The sequence below is a fragment of the Ralstonia sp. TCR112 genome, from assembly GCF_007997035.1.
GTDB lineage: Bacteria > Pseudomonadota > Gammaproteobacteria > Burkholderiales > Burkholderiaceae > Ralstonia > Ralstonia edaphi.
On the sequence record NZ_VOSS01000078.1, the window covers coordinates 39,266 to 56,886 of the forward strand.

19 protein-coding genes and 1 other RNA gene are annotated in these 17,621 nt (G+C 63.3%); 17 read left to right on the top strand and 3 right to left on the bottom strand.

Going from position 1 to position 17,621, the window contains the following annotated elements; genetic code table 11:
* Nucleotides 1-133: 133 nt before the first annotated feature.
* The 5 genes from FUT88_RS18460 to FUT88_RS18480 all read left to right on the top strand — a co-directional run bounded on the left by FUT88_RS18460 (nt 134) and on the right by FUT88_RS18480 (nt 5,125).
* Nucleotides 134-1,435: a Glu/Leu/Phe/Val family dehydrogenase gene (locus FUT88_RS18460; RefSeq protein WP_147217275.1), complete on the top strand. Its 1,302-nt coding sequence runs from the start codon at nt 134-136 to the stop codon at nt 1,433-1,435.
* Nucleotides 1,436-1,956: 521 nt separating this feature from the next.
* Entirely contained in the window at nt 1,957-2,865 is a 909-nt protein-coding gene (locus FUT88_RS18465; RefSeq protein WP_147217277.1) for a glutamate/aspartate ABC transporter substrate-binding protein, read from the top strand.
* A 99-nt stretch (nt 2,866-2,964) separates the two neighbouring features.
* The gene (locus FUT88_RS18470) at nt 2,965-3,693 is read left to right on the top strand and encodes an amino acid ABC transporter permease (protein WP_147217279.1); all 729 of its coding nucleotides are present in this window, start codon (nt 2,965-2,967) and stop codon (nt 3,691-3,693) included.
* 17 nt (nt 3,694-3,710) lie between these two features.
* Nucleotides 3,711-4,394 carry a glutamate/aspartate ABC transporter permease GltK gene (gene gltK, locus FUT88_RS18475; RefSeq protein WP_147217282.1) on the top strand — a complete coding sequence of 228 codons (684 nt, stop codon included), beginning with the start codon at nt 3,711-3,713 and terminating at the stop codon, nt 4,392-4,394.
* Entirely contained in the window at nt 4,391-5,125 is a 735-nt protein-coding gene (locus tag FUT88_RS18480) for an amino acid ABC transporter ATP-binding protein (protein WP_147217284.1), read from the top strand. Before gltK ends, FUT88_RS18480 begins: the two co-directional genes overlap by 4 nt.
* A 189-nt stretch (nt 5,126-5,314) precedes the next feature.
* Here the strand turns inward: FUT88_RS18480 and FUT88_RS18490 are convergent, their stop codons facing one another.
* Nucleotides 5,315-6,145 carry a class II glutamine amidotransferase gene (locus FUT88_RS18490; protein WP_102065126.1) on the bottom strand — a complete coding sequence of 277 codons (831 nt, stop codon included), beginning with the start codon at nt 6,143-6,145 and terminating at the stop codon, nt 5,315-5,317.
* 157 nt (nt 6,146-6,302) lie between these two features.
* Between FUT88_RS18490 and FUT88_RS18495 the strand changes: the two genes are divergently transcribed.
* From FUT88_RS18495 to rnpB, 4 genes are all read left to right on the top strand, one after another.
* Nucleotides 6,303-7,601, top strand: a complete 1,299-nt coding sequence (locus FUT88_RS18495; RefSeq protein WP_147217286.1) for a glycerate kinase — start codon at nt 6,303-6,305, stop codon at nt 7,599-7,601.
* Nucleotides 7,602-7,634: 33 nt separating this feature from the next.
* A complete protein-coding gene (gene pyrC, locus FUT88_RS18500; RefSeq protein WP_147217288.1) occupies nt 7,635-8,669 on the top strand; it encodes a dihydroorotase in 1,035 nt (344 codons plus the stop codon).
* A 4-nt stretch (nt 8,670-8,673) separates the two neighbouring features.
* On the top strand, nt 8,674-9,474 hold the full coding sequence (locus FUT88_RS18505) for a DUF3025 domain-containing protein (protein WP_147217328.1): 801 nt from the start codon (nt 8,674-8,676) through the stop codon (nt 9,472-9,474).
* A 13-nt stretch (nt 9,475-9,487) separates the two neighbouring features.
* Nucleotides 9,488-9,829, top strand: an RNA gene (rnpB, locus tag FUT88_RS18510) — RNase P RNA component class A.
* A gap of 1 nt (nt 9,830) precedes the next feature.
* Here rnpB and FUT88_RS18515 read toward each other — a convergent pair.
* Complete coding sequence (locus tag FUT88_RS18515) at nt 9,831-10,277, bottom strand: OsmC family protein (protein ID WP_102064514.1); 447 nt, start codon at nt 10,275-10,277, stop codon at nt 9,831-9,833.
* 700 nt (nt 10,278-10,977) lie between these two features.
* On the opposite strand from FUT88_RS18515, the gene rplM reads away from it, so the two are divergent.
* From rplM to erpA, 5 genes are all read left to right on the top strand, one after another.
* On the top strand, nt 10,978-11,406 hold the full coding sequence (rplM, locus tag FUT88_RS18520; RefSeq protein ID WP_009239122.1) for a 50S ribosomal protein L13: 429 nt from the start codon (nt 10,978-10,980) through the stop codon (nt 11,404-11,406).
* A gap of 12 nt (nt 11,407-11,418) precedes the next feature.
* Entirely contained in the window at nt 11,419-11,811 is a 393-nt protein-coding gene (gene rpsI / locus FUT88_RS18525) for a 30S ribosomal protein S9 (protein WP_004633190.1), read from the top strand.
* 231 nt (nt 11,812-12,042) lie between these two features.
* On the top strand, nt 12,043-12,798 hold the full coding sequence (locus FUT88_RS18530; RefSeq protein WP_147217290.1) for a DUF6776 family protein: 756 nt from the start codon (nt 12,043-12,045) through the stop codon (nt 12,796-12,798).
* Nucleotides 12,799-12,841: 43 nt separating this feature from the next.
* Complete coding sequence (locus tag FUT88_RS18535) at nt 12,842-13,246, top strand: polymer-forming cytoskeletal protein (protein ID WP_012761179.1); 405 nt, start codon at nt 12,842-12,844, stop codon at nt 13,244-13,246.
* Nucleotides 13,247-13,372: 126 nt separating this feature from the next.
* Complete coding sequence (gene erpA, locus FUT88_RS18540) at nt 13,373-13,747, top strand: iron-sulfur cluster insertion protein ErpA (protein WP_004633183.1); 375 nt, start codon at nt 13,373-13,375, stop codon at nt 13,745-13,747.
* 68 nt (nt 13,748-13,815) lie between these two features.
* Here erpA and FUT88_RS18545 read toward each other — a convergent pair whose 3' ends face one another.
* A complete protein-coding gene (locus tag FUT88_RS18545) occupies nt 13,816-14,970 on the bottom strand; it encodes an anhydro-N-acetylmuramic acid kinase (protein WP_147217292.1) in 1,155 nt (384 codons plus the stop codon).
* Between the two features lie 175 nt (nt 14,971-15,145).
* Here FUT88_RS18545 and tyrS point away from each other — a divergent pair, with 175 nt between their 5' ends.
* Genes tyrS through FUT88_RS18560 form a run of 3 tightly spaced genes read left to right on the top strand, consistent with a single transcriptional unit; the run spans nt 15,146 to nt 17,620 of the window.
* Nucleotides 15,146-16,411 (top strand): tyrosine--tRNA ligase, encoded by a 1,266-nt coding sequence (tyrS, locus tag FUT88_RS18550; RefSeq protein WP_147217294.1) that lies wholly within the window; start codon nt 15,146-15,148, stop codon nt 16,409-16,411.
* Complete coding sequence (gene dtd, locus FUT88_RS18555) at nt 16,408-16,920, top strand: D-aminoacyl-tRNA deacylase (RefSeq protein WP_147217296.1); 513 nt, start codon at nt 16,408-16,410, stop codon at nt 16,918-16,920. Before tyrS ends, dtd begins: the two co-directional genes overlap by 4 nt.
* 19 nt (nt 16,921-16,939) lie before the next feature.
* Nucleotides 16,940-17,620 (top strand): histidine phosphatase family protein, encoded by a 681-nt coding sequence (locus tag FUT88_RS18560; RefSeq protein ID WP_147217298.1) that lies wholly within the window; start codon nt 16,940-16,942, stop codon nt 17,618-17,620.
* Nucleotide 17,621 lies beyond the last annotated feature (1 nt).

A 17,621-nucleotide genomic window follows, 5' to 3' on the forward strand; every position in this document is an offset into this window, starting at 1 on the left:
CCCTGGGGTTATGCGCCAGATGCATAACCCGATGTAAAAACGGCATTGGATTTCGTTCTGGCCGGTCCCTAAGCTGGCGGGCATTTTGTGGGACTTGAAGGACCTTACCGAGGTCCAAAAAAGGAAGACAGCCATGTCCAATGTCGCATCTCCGTCGACACTTCAGCACGCAATCCCGTCCTATCTGCCCGCCGACAATCTCGGCCCCTGGGGCATCTACCTGCAGCAGGTCGATCGGGTCACCCCCTATCTCGGCTCGCTCGCACGTTGGGTTGAAACGCTCAAGCGCCCGAAGCGCGCGCTGATCGTCGACGTGCCCATCCAGATGGACGACGGCCGCATCGCCCACTTCGAGGGCTATCGCGTGCAGCACAACACGTCGCGCGGCCCGGGCAAGGGCGGCGTGCGTTTCCACCAGGACGTGACGCTGTCGGAAGTGATGGCGCTGTCGGCGTGGATGTCGGTGAAGAACGCGGCCGTGAACGTGCCGTACGGCGGTGCCAAGGGCGGTATCCGCGTCGATCCGCGCAAGCTGTCTTCCGGCGAGCTTGAACGCCTGACCCGCCGCTACACCAGCGAGATCGGCATCATCATCGGGCCGAACAAGGACATTCCGGCTCCGGACGTGAACACCAACGCGCAGATCATGGCGTGGATGATGGACACGTACTCCATGAACGAAGGCTCCACCGCCACCGGCGTGGTGACCGGCAAGCCGATCGCACTGGGCGGCAGCCTGGGCCGTCGCGAGGCCACGGGCCGCGGCGTGTTCGTGGTCGGCAGCGAAGCCGCCCGCAATCTCGGCATCGACGTCAAGGGCGCGCGCGTGGTCGTGCAGGGCTTCGGCAACGTCGGCAGCGTGGCCGCCAAGCTCTTCCATGACGCTGGCGCCAAGGTCATTGCCGTGCAAGACCACAAGGGCATCGTGTTCAACGGCAACGGCCTGGATGTCGACGCGCTGATCAAGCACGTTGACCACAACGGCAGCGTGGCCGGCTTTGCCGCAGAGACCGTCTCGCAAGACGATTTCTGGGCGCTGGACTGCGAATTCCTGATCCCGGCCGCGCTGGAAGGCCAGATCACCGTCAAGAACGCGCCCCATATCAAGGCAAAGATTGTCGTGGAAGGTGCAAACGGCCCCACGACGCCCGAGGCAGACGACATCCTGCGCGACCGCGGCATCCTGGTCTGCCCCGACGTGATCGCCAACGCCGGCGGCGTGACGGTCAGCTATTTCGAATGGGTGCAGGATTTCTCGAGCTTCTTCTGGACCGAAGACGAGATCAACCAGCGCCTGGTACGGATCATGCAAGATGCCTTCCGTGGCGTCTGGCAAGTGGCGCAGGACAACAAGGTTACGCTGCGTACGGCGGCGTTCATCATCGCCTGTACGCGGATTCTGCAGGCCCGCCAAGAGCGTGGTCTGTACCCCTGATCGGCAACGCGCTGGTCAATACCGGCGCGGTGCTCCAACAGGGCGCTGCACCGGTCTATCGCGTTGCTGCCGATCAGGCGGCCATGCGCGACGGTTGAAGAAAGCCGGTGCTCATGGGACGAACCATAACGTTCCGGAGCGTCGCACCATGAGAAGGGCGATGGCAGCATCGTCGTCCTTCCCATCCTCAAGTCGGGTTCGTTAAGCGACAGAGAGCGCACATCGGGCGGGCTTTATTCCCCTTGTTTTTCCTTAGCAACTGGCGGTCATCCGCTCAAGCAATCGGCGCGCATGCCGATGTTGCAGAGCGTTGCCGTGTCTGGCGCTGCGCGTCTTTTCCGGTTTTTCGGAAAAGCACAACGTAAGGTATCCGGTTGCTCGGAAAACGCGGTTGCGGCAGGGGCCGCGCCAGAGGGAAAAACTCCGTTGGATTCAACGATTTAGTGGCAACACCAATACTGTCGCCAAACGTTTTTTGGTACAGTCCCGTCTTTCTCTTTCATGGTCAAAAGGAGACTTTCATGAACCTCGCCAAGCTGGCAACCGTGGTTGCAGCCGTTGGTGTCGCCGTTGGTACGTTCGGCAGCGCTGCCCACGCAGAAGAGCTGACTGGTACGCTCAAGAAGATCAAAGACACCGGCACCATCACGCTGGGCGTGCGCGATTCGTCGATTCCGTTCAGCTACAACGTCGGCGGTGTCCGCACGATCGGCTATTCGTACGACGTTGCCACCAAGATTGCCGAGGACGTGAAGAAGCAACTCGGCCTGAAGGACCTGAAGATCAACGAGATCCCGGTCACTTCGCAGAACCGCATCACGCTGCTGCAGAACGGCACCATCGATCTGGAGTGCGGCTCGACCACGAACAACCTCGAGCGCCAGAAGCAGGCATCGTTCACGAACACCATCTTCATCATCGGTACGCGCATCATGGTGAAGAAGGATTCGGGCATCACCGACTGGGCACAGCTCAAGGGCAAGAACGTCGTCACCACCGCCGGCACGACGTCGGAACGCCTACTGCGCAAGATGAACGATGACAAGCAGATGGGCATGAACATCATCAGCACGAAAGACCACGGCCAGTCGTTCCTGACGCTGGAATCGGGTCGCGCTGTTGCGTTCATGATGGACGACGCCCTGCTGTACGGTGAGCGCGCCAAGGCCAAGAACCCGGCTGACTGGGTGGTCGTGGCCAAGCCGCAATCGCGCGAAGCCTACGGCTGTATGGTTCGCAAGGACGACAAGCCGTTCAAGGCCCTGGCCGACAAGACGATCGCCGGCATGATGAAGGACGGGTCGATCGCCGCCGAGTACAAGAAGTGGTTCGAGCAGCCGGTTCCGCCCAAGGGCGTGAACATGGAGTTCCCGCTGTCGGACGACATGAAGGCGCTGATCAAGAACCCGAACGACAAGGCTCTTGACTGATCGGCTCCCTCAACGGGCCTGATATAAGCGTCACCGAAACGGAAGGCAAAGGCCGGTCAACAGGTCTTCTCCCTTCCGTTTCTTTTTGAGGGAACCATCATGAATTACCACTGGAACTGGGGCGTCTTCTTTACGGAAGCCGCCCAGAATCAGACCTATCTGGACTGGCTGCTGGCGGGGTTGAAGACCACCGTCGTGCTCGGCCTGTCTTCCTGGATCATCGCGCTCATCATCGGCTCCGTGCTCGGCGTGCTGCGTACGGTGCCGAACAAATGGCTGTCGGGCCTTGCCGCAGCGTACGTGGAACTGTTCCGCAACATTCCGCTGATCGTGCAACTCTTCATCTGGTACTTCGTCATGCCCGAACTCGTGCCGGGCGGCGACTACATCAAGCAGATGAACCCTGCCACGGCGATGTTCCTGTGCGCGATGCTGTGTCTCGGTACCTTTACCGCTGCGCGCGTCTGCGAGCAGGTGCGCTCGGGTATCAATTCGCTGCCGCGCGGCCAGCGCAACGCCGGCCTCGCGATGGGCTTCACGCTGGCGCAGACGTATCGCTATGTGATGCTGCCGATGTCGTTCCGCATCATCGTGCCGCCGCTCACGTCGGAGTTTCTGAACATCTTCAAGAACTCGGCCGTGGCGTCGACCATCGGTTTGCTTGAGCTTGCTGCCCAAGGTCGCCAGTTGGTCGACTACACCGCGCAGCCGTACGAATCGTTCATCGCCGTGACGCTGATGTACATGCTGATCAACCTGACCGTAATGGGCCTGATGCGCTGGGTGGAAGCACGTTCCCGGCTGCCTGGCTTCATCGGTGGCAAGTAATCGGGCGAGGACTCTTCATGGCTTATCAATTCGATTTCTCGTCCATCAACGCCGACAACATGCGCGTGCTCGGCGAGGGGATGCTGCTCTCGCTCGAGATCACCGGCACGGCCATCCTGGTCGGCATCGTCTGGGGCACGCTGCTCGCGATGATGCGCCTCTCGGGCATCAAGCCGCTGCAGTTGTTCGGGCAGGCGTATGTGAACCTCTTCCGATCCATCCCGCTGGTGATGGTGCTGCTGTGGTTCTTCCTGATCGTGCCGCAGGTGCTGCAGCGGATCTTCGATCTGTCGCCGGCCACCGACATGCGCATGACGTCTGCGCTGGTCGCCTTCGCGCTGTTTGAGGCGGCGTATTACTCGGAGATCATCCGCGCCGGTATCCAGAGCGTGTCGCGCGGGCAGATGTTCGCGGCCTACGCGATGGGCATGACGTACGGCCAGGCGATGCGTCTGGTCATCCTGCCGCAGGCATTCCGCAACATGATTCCGCTGCTGCTCACGCAGGCCATCGTCCTGTTCCAGGATACGTCGCTGGTGTATGTGAGCGCGCTGTCGGACTTCTTTACGCAGGCGTACAACATTGGTGAGCGCGACGGCCGTATCGTCGAGCTGCTGCTGTTTGCCGGCTTGTGCTATTTCGTGATCTGCTTCGGCGCCTCCGTGCTGGTGAAGCGACTTCAGAAGAAGGTGACCCAATGATCGAGATCAAGAACGTTTCCAAGTGGTACGGCAGCTTCCAAGTGCTGACCGACTGCACCACCAGCGTGAAGAAGAGCGAGGTGGTGGTGGTGTGCGGCCCGTCGGGTTCGGGCAAGTCCACGCTCATCAAGACCGTCAACGCGCTGGAGCCGTTCCAGAAGGGCGAGATTCTCGTTGACGGCACCTCGGTCGGTGCCAAGGGCACTAATCTGCCGAAGCTGCGTTCGCGCGTGGGCATGGTGTTTCAGAACTTCGAGCTCTTTCCGCACCTGTCGATCACCGAGAACCTGACGATCGCGCAGCAGAAGGTGCTGGGCCGGTCGAAGGAAGAGGCAACCGCCAAGGGCTTGAAGTACCTGGAGCGTGTGGGCCTGAAGGCGCACGCCGCCAAGTACCCGGGCCAGCTGTCGGGCGGTCAGCAGCAACGCGTGGCAATCGCCCGTGCGCTGTCGATGGACCCGATCTGCATGCTGTTCGACGAGCCGACCTCCGCGCTGGATCCGGAAATGGTCAACGAAGTGCTCGACGTGATGGTGGAACTGGCCAAGGAAGGTATGACCATGATGTGCGTGACCCACGAAATGGGCTTCGCCCGGAAGGTCGCCAACCGCGTGATCTTCATGGACCAGGGCCGCATCGTTGAAGACTGCGAGAAGGAAGAGTTTTTCGGCAACATCGACGCTCGTTCGGATCGCGCCAAGCAGTTCCTGTCGAAGATCCTGTCGCACTGAAAATCGCTTCACGATCCTACTGCGCGACCCGATCTTGCCCCTGCGATGCTCGCCGTACCCATGTACGGCTGCGCTTCTCGGACCAACCTCGGGCCGCTCGCTACGGATCGTGAACCGATTTAAGCGCCGGGTTGGAGGCAACAAAAAGCCGCTCTCTCAGGAGCGGCTTTTTGTTGGGCGACGATCGTGTCAGGTGCAAGCCGTATTGGCCGCATTGGCAATCTGCACCGACTCGGGAATCGGCACCTTGGTCGCCATCGTCGCCTGGCCCGATTCGAACATCAGCAGTTCGCCCGGCACGAATTGCGTCCAGACTTCGTTGTCGGTGAGCGGCGCGGTGGCGATGACGGCCACGCGATCGGCGGGCGTGGTGTATTTCGCGAAGTCGATCGTCATGTCGGCGTCGATCAAATGCGCCGTCGAGAACGGCCACTGCCGCACGATGTAATACAGCCGCGTCGAGCAATGCGCAAACTGCGCCTGACCGTTGCACAGCAGGAAATTGAACACGCCGTAGCGGGTGATTTCCTTGGTGATGTCGGACAGCGCGTAGAACAACTCATTGAGCGGCGGCTGCGAACCCGGAAAGCGCTTGCGCAGCGCCTGCATGATGAAGCAGAAGGCGAGTTCGCTGTCGGTATCGCCCACGGGCTGGTAGACGCCCGAAAGGAACGGTGAGAAGTTCTTCAAATCGCCGTTGTGGGCAAAGATCCAGTGTCGGCCCCACAGCTCGCGCATGAAGGGGTGGCAGTTTTCCAGCCGCACCGTGCCCTGCGTCGCCTTGCGGATGTGCGAGATGACGTTCTTGGACTTGATCGGGTAGCGCTTGACCAGCTCCGCCACCGGCGAGGTGCCGGCGGACTGGTTGTCGATGAACAGGCGGCAGGCCTTGTCTTCGAAGAAGGCGACGCCGAAGCCGTCGGCATGGTGGTCGGTCACGCCACCGCGCGCAGCGAACCCGGTGAACGAGAACGTCACATCGGTCGGTTCGGCGCAGTTCATGCCCAGCAGCTGGCACATGGTGGGGGAAAAGTCGGATGCAATAAAATAGTCATTATCCTGCCGGCCGCCGGGGGTGCCAAGCGCCTTCGTCTTCACGGCGCCGCGCCGGCTGCCGGGCGTTGCGCACATGCTGCACGCCACCGCGTCCAGTCTGCCCTTACCGGAAGCCATTCCCATGAAGCTCGATCGCACCGCCGCCCGCGCCCTCCTGCTGGAGAGCTACGCTGCTGCCGTGGGCGCCGCCGATCCGCTGAAGATCGTCGCTGACTTCCTCCCCCCACCGCATGCCGGTGGCAAGACGCTGGTGGTTGGTGCCGGCAAGGCGGCTGCATCGATGGCGCTGGCGGTCGAGCATGCCTATGCCGGCCGCGCGCAGATCGAAGGCCTGGTCGTCACGCGCTATGCGCACGGCCTGCCGACCGAGCACATCCGCGTCATCGAGGCTGGGCACCCGGTGCCCGACGAAGCCGGCGAGCAGGCGGCGCAGGAAATCCTGGATCGAGTCGGCGCGCTGACCGAGAACGACCGCCTGATCGTCCTGGTTTCTGGGGGCGGCTCCAGCCTGCTGTCGCTGCCCGCCGAGGGCATCCCGATGGCCGATCTGAAAGCCGTGACGCGCGAGCTGCTGCGTTGCGGCGCGCCGATCACCGACATGAATATCGTGCGCAAGCATCTGTCGCGCATTCAGGGCGGGCGGCTTGCCGCCGCATCGCGCGCGCCGGTCACGACGCTGATCGTCTCGGACGTGGCGGGCGACGACCCGAGCGCCATCGCCAGCGGGCCGACCGTGCCAGATGCGAGCACCTACGCAGATGCGCTCGCCATCCTGAAGCGGTGGAGCGCCCAGATACCCGATACCGTGCGCGCGCATCTCGAACGTGGCGCGCGTGGTGAGATTGCCGAAACACCAAAGCCCGGCGACGCCTGCTTTGCACGCGTGACGAACCACGTCATCGCCACCGCGCAGCAGAGCCTCCAGGCCGGCGCGCGGGTATTTGCGACGCGCGGCATCCACACGGCCATCCTCGGCGACACAGTGACCGGCGAGGCGCGCGAGGTCGCCCAGGTGTACGGCGCGCTGGCGCGGCAGGTGCGCCAGCACGGCACGCCGTTTGTAGCGCCGGTGGCGCTCGTCTCTGGCGGCGAATGCACGGTAACGATTCCGCCAGGCTTGACCGGCGGTCGTGGCGGGCGCTGCGCGGAGTTCCTGCTCTCGCTCGGCGTCACGCTCGAAGACATGGACGACGTCTATGCGGTCGCCGCCGATACAGACGGCATCGACGGATCGGAGGACAATGCGGGGGCGCTGCTCGACCCGGAATCCATCGCCCGCGCTGCCGCCAAGGGTGTCGGCGCCCGCGCCGCGCTCGACGCACACGACGCCTACGGTTTCTTTGCCGCCGCCGATGATCTGATCGTCACCGGCCCGACGCGCACCAATGTCAACGACTACCGCGTCATCCTCATTCTCTGATTCACGTTTTTGCTGACCGCTTCCGCACGCACCATGACCGACACTCTTACGATCGTCCGCCCCGATGACTGGCACCTGCACCTGCGCGACGGCGATGCCCTCGCCGATGTGGTGGGCGACACCGCACGCCAGTTCGGCCGGGCGATCATCATGCCGAACCTCAAGCCGCCGGTGACGACCACCGCCCAGGCACGCGCCTACCGCGAGCGCATTCTCGCCGCCTTGCCCGCAGGCACGCAGTTCGAGCCGCTGATGACGCTGTACCTGACCGACAACACGTCGCCGGACGTCATCCGCGAGGCCCGCGCAAGCGGTTTCATCCACGGCGTGAAGCTGTATCCGGCCGGCGCCACCACCAACAGCGATGCCGGCGTGACGGACCTGCGCCGCTGCGCCAAGACGCTCGAAGCCATGCAGGAAGTCGGCATGCCGCTGCTCGTGCACGGCGAGGTGACCGACCCGACCGTCGACATCTTCGATCGCGAAGCCGTCTTCATCGACACGGTGATGCTGCCGCTGCGCCGCGACTTCCCCGCGCTGAAGGTCGTGTTCGAGCACATCACCACCAGGCACGCCGCCGAATACGTGCGCGATGCGGAAGGCCCGGTCGGCGCCACCATCACCGCGCATCATTTGCTGTACAACCGCAACGCATTGTTTGTCGGTGGCATCCGCCCGCATTACTACTGCCTGCCGGTGCTCAAGCGCGAAACACACCGCCTGGCGCTCGTGGCCGCGGCCACCTCGGGCCACCCGCGCTTCTTCCTCGGTACCGACAGCGCGCCGCACGCCAAGGGCGTGAAGGAACACGCCTGCGGTTGCGCCGGCTGCTACACCGCGCTGCACGCCATGGAGCTGTACGCCGAGGCCTTTGAAGACGCCAACGCACTCGACAAGCTCGAAGGTTTCGCGAGCCTCCACGGGCCGGATTTCTACGGCCTGCCGCGCAACGCTGGCACGCTGACGCTCACGCGCTCGCAATGGCAGCTTCCCGCCGAAGTGCCGTTCGGCGAGCAGACGCTGGTGCCGTTGCGCGGCGGCGAGATGCTGCGCTGGAAGTCTGTCTGACTTGCTGGCCGCTGATCTCGGTGCGATCGACTGGGGCCATCCGGCGTTCGCACCGCTCGCTGCAATCGGCGCGCCGATTGCAGACGCAATCGCGCGCGGCGCTGATCTTCGAGACGCACTGAACGCGCAGCCGGCGGCACAAGCGATCCGCACGTACGGCGGTCATGCTCTGCGCTTCGTCCCGCAAGATGTTCTGCCGGCCGGCATCGCTTACGAAGCACACATCGCCGCCACCGGCGAGGTGCCGACGCGGGACAATCTCCACGACTTTTTCAACGCCCTGATCTGGCTGCATTGGCCGCGTGCGAAGGCAGCGCTCAACGCGCGCCAGGCGCGGGCGATTACGCAGGACGGGATTGGCGCGGCGCGCGGCACCGTTCGCGATGCCGCCACGCTGTTCGACGAAAACGCCCTGATCTTCCTGCACACCGAAGACGCGCCGGAGCGCTGCCTGACCGCGTTCGACTGGCGCGGTTTGTTCGTCGACGGCAGGGCGGCCTGGGGCGCCACGTGCGCGGTTCTGCCGTTCGGTCACGCAGTCTTGGAAAAGCTGGTCGCGCCTTACAAGTCGATCACGGCCCATGCGTGGCCGGTGCATGTGGCCGCGTTGCCCGCGGATCGGCCCTCGCTCGACGCTGCGCTGGCCGAGACGCTGCTGCATGCCGATCTCGCACCCCGCCATTTCCGCCCCTTGCCGGTCATGGGGATCCCGGGTTGGTGCGATGCCAACGAAGACGCCGACTTCTATCTGGACACGACGGTCTTTCGGCCGGGCCGGCGGCGCGTCGTACCTGAACAGTGCTAGACTCGCGCCTCGCGAAGCGGACCAGACAACCGCTGCTTCCGCCGCCTCGTGCGAGCGGAAGGGGAGGAAAGTCCGGACTCCATAGAGCAGGGTGATGGCTAACGACCATCCACGGTGACGTGCGGAATAGGGCCACAGAGACGAGTCTTTGCCCAGGCTTCGGCCAGGGCGAAGGGTGAAACGCGGTAACCTCCACCCGGAGCAATCCCAAGTAAGCAGGCGATGAAGCGGCTCGCTGAGTCTGCGGGTAGGGAGCTTGAGCCGGCTGGCAACAGCCGGTCTAGAGGAATGGTTGTCACGCCGCTGGTTTCGGCCACGCGGCGCACAGAATCCGGCTTATCGGTCCGCTTCGCTTCTTATTCCGATGCTGTCGGCTGGCTGGCCAGGTCCACCAGCTCCAACGAGTGTGTGATCTCGGCCGTCTTGGCCAGCATGATCGACGCCGAACAGTATTTCTCGTGCGAGAGCTGCACGGCCCGTTCCACCGTTTCCCGCTTCAGGTTGCGCCCCGTCACCGTGAAGGTGAAGTGGATGCGCGTAAAAACCTTCGGGTCGGTGTCAGCCCGGTCGGCGTGCAGCTTGACGCTGCAGCCCTGCACGTCCTGGCGACCGCGTTTGAGAATCAGCACCACGTCATAAGCGGTGCAGCCGCCGGTGCCCAGCAAGACCATTTCCATCGGGCGCGGCGCCAGATTGCGGCCGCCGCCGTCCGGCGCGCCATCCATCGTGACGAGATGGCCGCTGCCGGTTTCGGCCAAAAACGCCATGCCGTCCGGGCCGGTCCAGCTCACTGTGCAATCCATGTCCAATCCTTGTGCAGAAGGTCGGCCAGCGCCGACGAAAAGCCACATTGTAGCCATCGGCCACCGCCCGCGTTGCCAGCCTAGGGTGAACGCGGCTTGACAGTGATACCCGCGTGAAAAGGTGCAACCCGCCTCTTCTGCACCCAAATCGCGCCAGAATTGGAAGGATATCTCTAGTGTGGACCCGTTCGATGAATCGGTATTTTTCACAAGCCATTGATTTTAAAAGGAAATGATGGCCTATCGATCATGCGATTCGCGTTCCGCATTGCGAAATGCAATTTCGTAGTGCAAATTTCCTTGCGCATGCCCCAGAACTGGGTATAATTTGCACCATTGGATCGGCTGATGCGGTGCAACCCACCAAGTCAACGATCAGCAGGTGTCTCCTCCACCCTCCTCCTTTGGTGGATTCAAACCCAAGCTTCATGGCTTGGGTTTTTTTTCGCCCATTGGCCTCGGGCGTGCCTTTTTTCTTGTGCCAAGGGGTCTCTGCGGGGTACAATCGAAATCTTTTCCGGATTGCCCGCGGAAAAGAAATCCAGAGAGCCCGCACCAACAAGCGGGAAGGCGGGCCGGCGATGACCTCGCATGGGGTTGCGCAGGCGTCCGCAAGACGATCCGTTCGTGAGCAGTCTGAACGCAAGTTCTCGGCGCGATACGGGTCCACTCGGGCACTGACTCAATATTTGGAAAAATCATGAAGACCTTTTCCGCAAAGCCCCATGAGGTGAAGCGCGATTGGTACGTGATTGACGCGACGGACAAGGTCCTCGGGCGTGTCGCCAGCGAAGTGGCACACCGACTGCGCGGCAAGCACAAGCCCGAATTCACTCCGCACGTCGATACCGGCGATTTCATCATCGTTATCAACGCAGCCAAGCTGCGTGTGACGGGCGCCAAGACGACCGACAAGAAGTACTATCGCCACTCGGGTTACCCGGGCGGTATCTACGAAACGACGTTTGGCAAGATGCAGCAGCGTTTCCCGGGCCGCGCCCTGGAGAAGGCTGTGAAGGGCATGCTGCCGAAGGGTCCGCTGGGCTACGCGATGATCAAGAAGCTGAAGGTTTACGCCGAAGGCTCGCATCCGCACGAAGCTCAGCAGCCGAAAGCGCTGGAAATCTAAGGGGCCTAATCCATGATCGGAAACTGGAACTATGGCACCGGCCGCCGCAAGAGCGCTGTGGCACGTGTCTTCATCAAGTCCGGCAAGGGCGACATCATTGTCAACGGCAAGGCCATCAACGAGTACTTTGCTCGTGAAACCTCGCTGATGATCGTGCGTCAGCCGCTGGAACTGACCAACCACGCAGCTACGTTCGACATCAAGGTGAACGTGGTTGGCGGCGGTGAAACCGGCCAAGCCGGTGCTGTGCGTCACGGCATCACCCGCGCCCTGATCGATTACGATGCAACGCTCAAGCCCGCCCTGTCGAAGGCCGGTCTGGTGACGCGCGATGCACGTGAAGTCGAGCGTAAGAAGGTCGGTCTGCGCAAGGCCCGCCGCGCCAAGCAGTTCTCGAAGCGTTAATCCGCTTCCTGTTGCTTCAGCAAAAAACCACACCCTCGGGTGTGGTTTTTTGTTTTGGAGCGTTCGAACCAAACGGTGTGATGTTTCCAGCGCCTTGCTTACCCTTTGCAACAGCTCCGACATGTCGGCGAGACTACAATTCACATTTCGTTAGCGTTCGGTCCGTATGATGCAATCCGCTGTTTCTCCTAATCCGATTCTGATTCGCAACGCGGGTCAGGAGGCGCGCGCATGAAGGCGCGTCGCTTGTTGCGTCGCGCCTCCGTGCTTGCCCCGAACGTCACCGTACGTTCGCGCTTGCCCTGGCCGGTAACGGTTCTGCTGATTGCGGTGGTATTTGGGCTTGCGGCGGCCGCGGCGCTGTGGGCCTTCGAGGAAGGGCGCCGCCTGACGGGGCCGCACGACGCCGATTTGCGGGCAATGAACCGCGAACTGACCGCCAAGTTGTCCGCCGTGCAGGCCGAGCGAGACAAGCTGGCTGCGTCCGCCGGCACGGTGGATGCCCGTCTGGGTATCGCCGAAGGCGCCCAGGCCCAGATGGCCGAGCAACTCAAGGCGCTGGAAACTGAAAACGCACAGTTGAAGGAGGATCTGGCCTTCTTCGATAGCCTCTTGCCTGCGCCCACTAATTCCGCCGGGATTTACGTGCGCAGCTTCCGCATCGCACCGGACGAGGCCCTACCGACGCGCATGCGCTTCCGGGTTCTGCTGATGCAAGGCGGCGGCAAGGCCTTCGCACCGGTCTCAGAATTCGAGGGGCAATTGGCGCTCACGCTGAACGTGGTGCAAGGTGGCAAACCTGCTACGATCGATTTCCCGGGTTCGGTGGTCAGCGGATCGCCCGCCGCCAGCGCCCGCGTCAAGCTCACGCACTACCAGCGGCTCGAGGGTTGGGTCGACGTGCCTCCCGGCACCACGGTGCAATCGGTGATGGTGAAAGTGCTGCAGAACGGCAAGATCAAAGCGAGCCAGAGTTTTTCCATCTGACGGGCGCTGTCCTGTCGAGGATCCGTACACAGAGGAGTCGACGATGCTGTTTGGCAAAAAGAAAGGGCTGGCGATTGAAACGCTACTTGGCGCCCGCACCAAGCTGGAGGGGGATTTGCGCTTCTCTGGCGGTTTGCGGATCGACGGGGAGATTAAAGGCAACATCTACGGCGATCCGGACAAGCCCAGCATGTTGGTGATTACCGACAGCGCCCGCGTGGAAGGTGAAGTCCACGTCGGGCACCTGATCCTGAACGGCACGGTGGTCGGTCCCGTGCATGTGGCGGAGTTGCTGGAGCTGCAGCCGAAGGCGCGCATCGAGGGCAACGTGCAATATGCGGCGCTGGAAATGCACCAGGGTGCCGTCGTCATGGGCACGCTGACGCACGCTGCGCCTGGCGATGTGAAGTTGCTGCCGAATCTCAAGCTGGCATCCAATCAGGATTGATCACATCCCGCGCCGGCCGTTGCTGGCGCACCGCACAATGCCCACTTGAAACGCGGGGCTTCGGCACGATTTGCAGCTTGCGCTTAAAATACAGGCAAGTTTCAGACGTTCCCACAGGAGATTTTCATGAACGCAGTCGCGCAGGCAGCCACGCCCGATGTGAACGAGGTTCCGGCTCCGCTGGTCTTTACGGACAGCGCTGCGGACAAGGTCAAGCAACTGATTGAAGAAGAAGGCAACCCGGAGTTGAAGCTGCGCGTGTTCGTGCAAGGCGGCGGGTGCTCGGGCTTCCAGTACGGCTTCACCTTTGACGAAGAGACCAACGAAGACGATACGACCATGACCAAGAATGGCGTGTCGCTCTTGATCGACTCGATGAGCTACCAGTACCTGGTGGGCGCCGAGATCGACTACAAGGAAGACATCAACGGCGCACAGTTCGTCATCAAGAACCCGAATGCTTCGACCACGTGTGGTTGCGGCTCGTCGTTCTCGGTCTGACGCCGCATCGCTGTAAAGAAAAAGCGCACTTCGGTGCGCTTTTTTGTTGCCTGCAGATGGATGGACGCTCAGGCCGCGTAGATCGCGCCCAGGATGCGGCCGCCCGATGCGCCGGTTGCGGTGTGCAGATTGCCGTGGGCGCGCCGCACGCACTGTCGCGCGAGCCACGCGAAGGCCAATGCCTCGACCTGATGCGCGGGCACGCCGAAATCATCGGTCGGCGCGACCCGCACGCCTGGCAATTGCTGCGCGATACGTGCCATCAGCGCGCCGTTGCGGGCTCCGCCGCCGCAGACCAACAGCGATTCCGCCTGCGGCGCGTGGGCACGTACGGCATCGGTGATGGTGTCAGCGGTGAGTGCGAGCAGCGTGGCTTGAACATCTTCGGGGCGGGCGGCGTTCAACGCATCGCCGAGGGTTTTTTGCAGCCATGCCGGGTTGAACAGGTCGCGGCCGGTGCTCTTGGGGGGCGGCGCCGCAAAGAACGGCTCGGCCTTCAGGCGCGCGAGCAGGGTTTCGTCGATGCGCCCGGTGCGGGCCCAGGTGCCGTCGGCGTCGTAGCGGGTGTCGCGGTGCGTATGGACCCAATAGTCCATCAGCGCGTTGCCCGGGCCGCAGTCGAAGCCGAGCACGGCGTCGCGCGCGTCCGAAGCCTGCGGCGGCAAGACGGTGAGATTAGCGATGCCGCCAATGTTGCACACCACGCGCCATGCATCCGGCAGACCGAACAGCGCGCGATGCACCGCCGGTACGAGCGGCGCCCCTTGGCCCCCGGCGGCGATGTCGCGGCTGCGGAAATCGGCAACGACGTCGATGCCGGTGCGTTCAGCCAACACCGCAGGGTGCTGGCTCTGGCGCGTGTAGCCGATGCCGTCATGCGCGCCGGGCTGATGACGGATTGTCTGTCCGTGCGCGCCGATGGCCCGCACGTCGCGCGCGACCAGGCCCGCGGCGGCAAGCAGCTTGGCAACGCATCCGGCGTAGACCGCGGCCAGCGCGTTGGCGGCCAGCGCTTCGCGATGGATCTCGTCGTGGCCGGTGTGTTGCAGGTCCAGAAAGCGCTGACGCAGTTCGGGCGAGAAAGGCACGTAGGCGTCGGCGAGGACGGCCGGGTGTTCGCCGGAAAATTCCGCCAGCACGCCGTCGACGCCGTCCAGGCTGGTGCCCGACATCAGGCCGATGTAGCGATCGGCGGGGAGTGCGGTGTGGTTGGAATGGCTCATGCGCGACAGCTTACCAGCGCAATGGCGGGCCAAATGGACACATCACGGTAAAATCGCGGGATTGCGCGGCCGGCACGTTCGAATCGATGTCGGCCATCGCGCACGCACCGTTTCCCCGATTGTTGATCCGTTCGCGCCGTTTTCCATGTGCGGCGCGGTGACCTTTCCTTTTGCCATGACCGCATCTGCCACTTCCGCCGCTTCCGACAACGCCACGCCGGGCAAACCCAAGTATCCGGTCACCCCGGAGGTGGCGCACGCGATGGAAGTGTCGCTGCGCGGCTGCGACGAACTGCTGATCGCCGCCGAGTGGGAGCAGAAGCTGGCCAAGAGCGCCGCGACCGGCGTGCCCCTGCGCATCAAGCTGGGCCTGGACCCGACGGCGCCCGACATTCACATCGGCCACACCGTGGTGCTCAACAAGATGCGCCAGCTGCAGGACCTCGGGCATCAGGTGATCTTCCTGATCGGCGATTTCACGTCGACGATTGGTGACCCGTCCGGCCGCAACGCCACGCGCCCGCCGCTCACGCGCGAGCAGATCGAAGCCAACGCGCAGACGTACTACCGCCAGGCCAGCATGGTGCTGGACCCGAGCAAGACCGAGATCCGCTACAACAGCGAATGGTGCGACCCGCTGGGCGCGCGCGGCATCATCCAGCTCGCCGCCAAGTACACCGTCGCCCGCATGATGGAGCGCGACGACTTCACCAAGCGCTACAAGGCCGGCGTGCCGATCTCGGTGCACGAATTCCTCTACCCGCTGATGCAGGGTTACGACTCGGTCGCGCTCAAGTCCGATCTGGAACTGGGCGGCACCGACCAGAAGTTCAACCTGCTGGTCGGCCGCGAACTGCAGAAGGAATACGGCCAGGAGCCGCAGTGCATCCTGACGATGCCGCTGCTGGTTGGCCTGGACGGCGTCGAGAAGATGTCCAAGTCCAAGGGCAACTACGTCGGTATCAGCGAGGCGCCGAACGACATGTTCGGCAAGCTGATGAGCATTTCCGACGACCTGATGTGGACGTACTACACGCTGCTGTCGTTCCGCCCGCTCGCCGAGATCGATCTAATGAAGCAAGAAATCGCGCTGGGCCGCAACCCCCGCGATTGCAAAGTGCTGCTGGCGCAGGAGATCGTTGCCCGTTTCCACAGCCAGGCCGATGCCGAGCGCGCGCTGGAAGATTTCAACCACCGCGCACGCGGCGGTGTGCCGGACGACATCCCGCAGATCGAGCTGTCGGGCGCGCCGCTGGGCATTGCGCAACTGCTCAAGCAGGCCGGGCTGTGCCCGTCCACGTCGGACGCCAACCGCAACATCGAGCAGGGCGGCGTGAAGATCGATGGCACTGTCGTCAGCGACAAGGGCCTGAAGGTCGACGCCGGCACGTTCGTGATGCAGGTCGGCAAGCGTCGCTTTGCGCGCGTGGTGCTGAAGTGATCGGACTGATCCAGCGTGTGTCCGAGGCGGCGGTCCGTGTGGACGGCCGCGTCGTCGGCGAGATCGGCCCGGGTTTGCTCGCACTGGTCTGTGCCGAACGCGGGGACACCGCCGCCGAGGCCGATCGTCTGCTGGAGAAGCTGCTGAACTATCGCGTGTTCTCCGACGCGCAAGGCAAGATGAACCTGCCCGTGCGCAACATCGACGGCAATGGGCAAGCGGGCGGATTGCTGGTCGTATCGCAGTTCACGCTGGCGGCCGATACCAAGTCCGGCACGCGGCCGAGTTTTACGCCTGCCGCCGCGCCGGAAGATGGTCGCCGCCTGTACGAGCACTTCGTGGCGCGCGCGCGTGCCCAGCATCCCATCGTGGCGACCGGCGAGTTTGGCGCCGACATGAAGGTGTCGCTCGTCAACGATGGTCCGGTCACGTTCTGGCTGCAGATCGCGCCGCAAGCCGCTGCATCTGTTGCCAAGACCGCCACGCCGGAAGCGGCCAAATCCGTCTGATCCGTCCAGGAACCCTGACATGCCACGCGCCGCCGCCATCCCCCTGCCGATGCCGCAGATCACGCACATCGTGCTCATCCGCCACGGCGAGACCGACTGGAACCGTGAGCGCCGCCTGCAAGGCCAGCTCGACGTGCCGCTGAACATGCAAGGGCTCGAGCAGGCTGCGCAGTTGGGCAAGGCACTCGCGCGTGAGCAGTTCGATGCGGTCTATGCGAGCGATCTGTCGCGAGCGAAGCAGACGGCGCAGGCGCTGGCAGATGAAGTGGATGTGACGGTGCGTGATGACCCGGGCTTGCGCGAGCGCTGCTACGGCCAGTTCGAAGGCCTGACGTACGCCGAAGTTGCCGCCCAGCATCCGGCGGAGTTTGATGCCTGGCAAAACCGCGTGCCGGAATTTGCGCCGCCCGGCGGCGAGACACTCACTGCATTCCACGAACGCGCTGTCGAGACTGCGCTGCGCCTGATTCGCCGTCACCCCGGTGAGCGCATCGCGCTGGTCAGCCACGGCGGCGTGCTGGATTGCCTGTATCGCCACGCCAACGCCATGACACTCACGGAGCCGCGTCGGCATGAGCTGCGCAACGCGAGCATCAACCGGCTTTCATCCGACGGTCATCAGTTGACCGTGCTGCAGTGGGGCGATGTCGCGCACCTGGATTTGCTGGTGCTCGACGAGGTGGACCGCCGCGTTCCCTGAA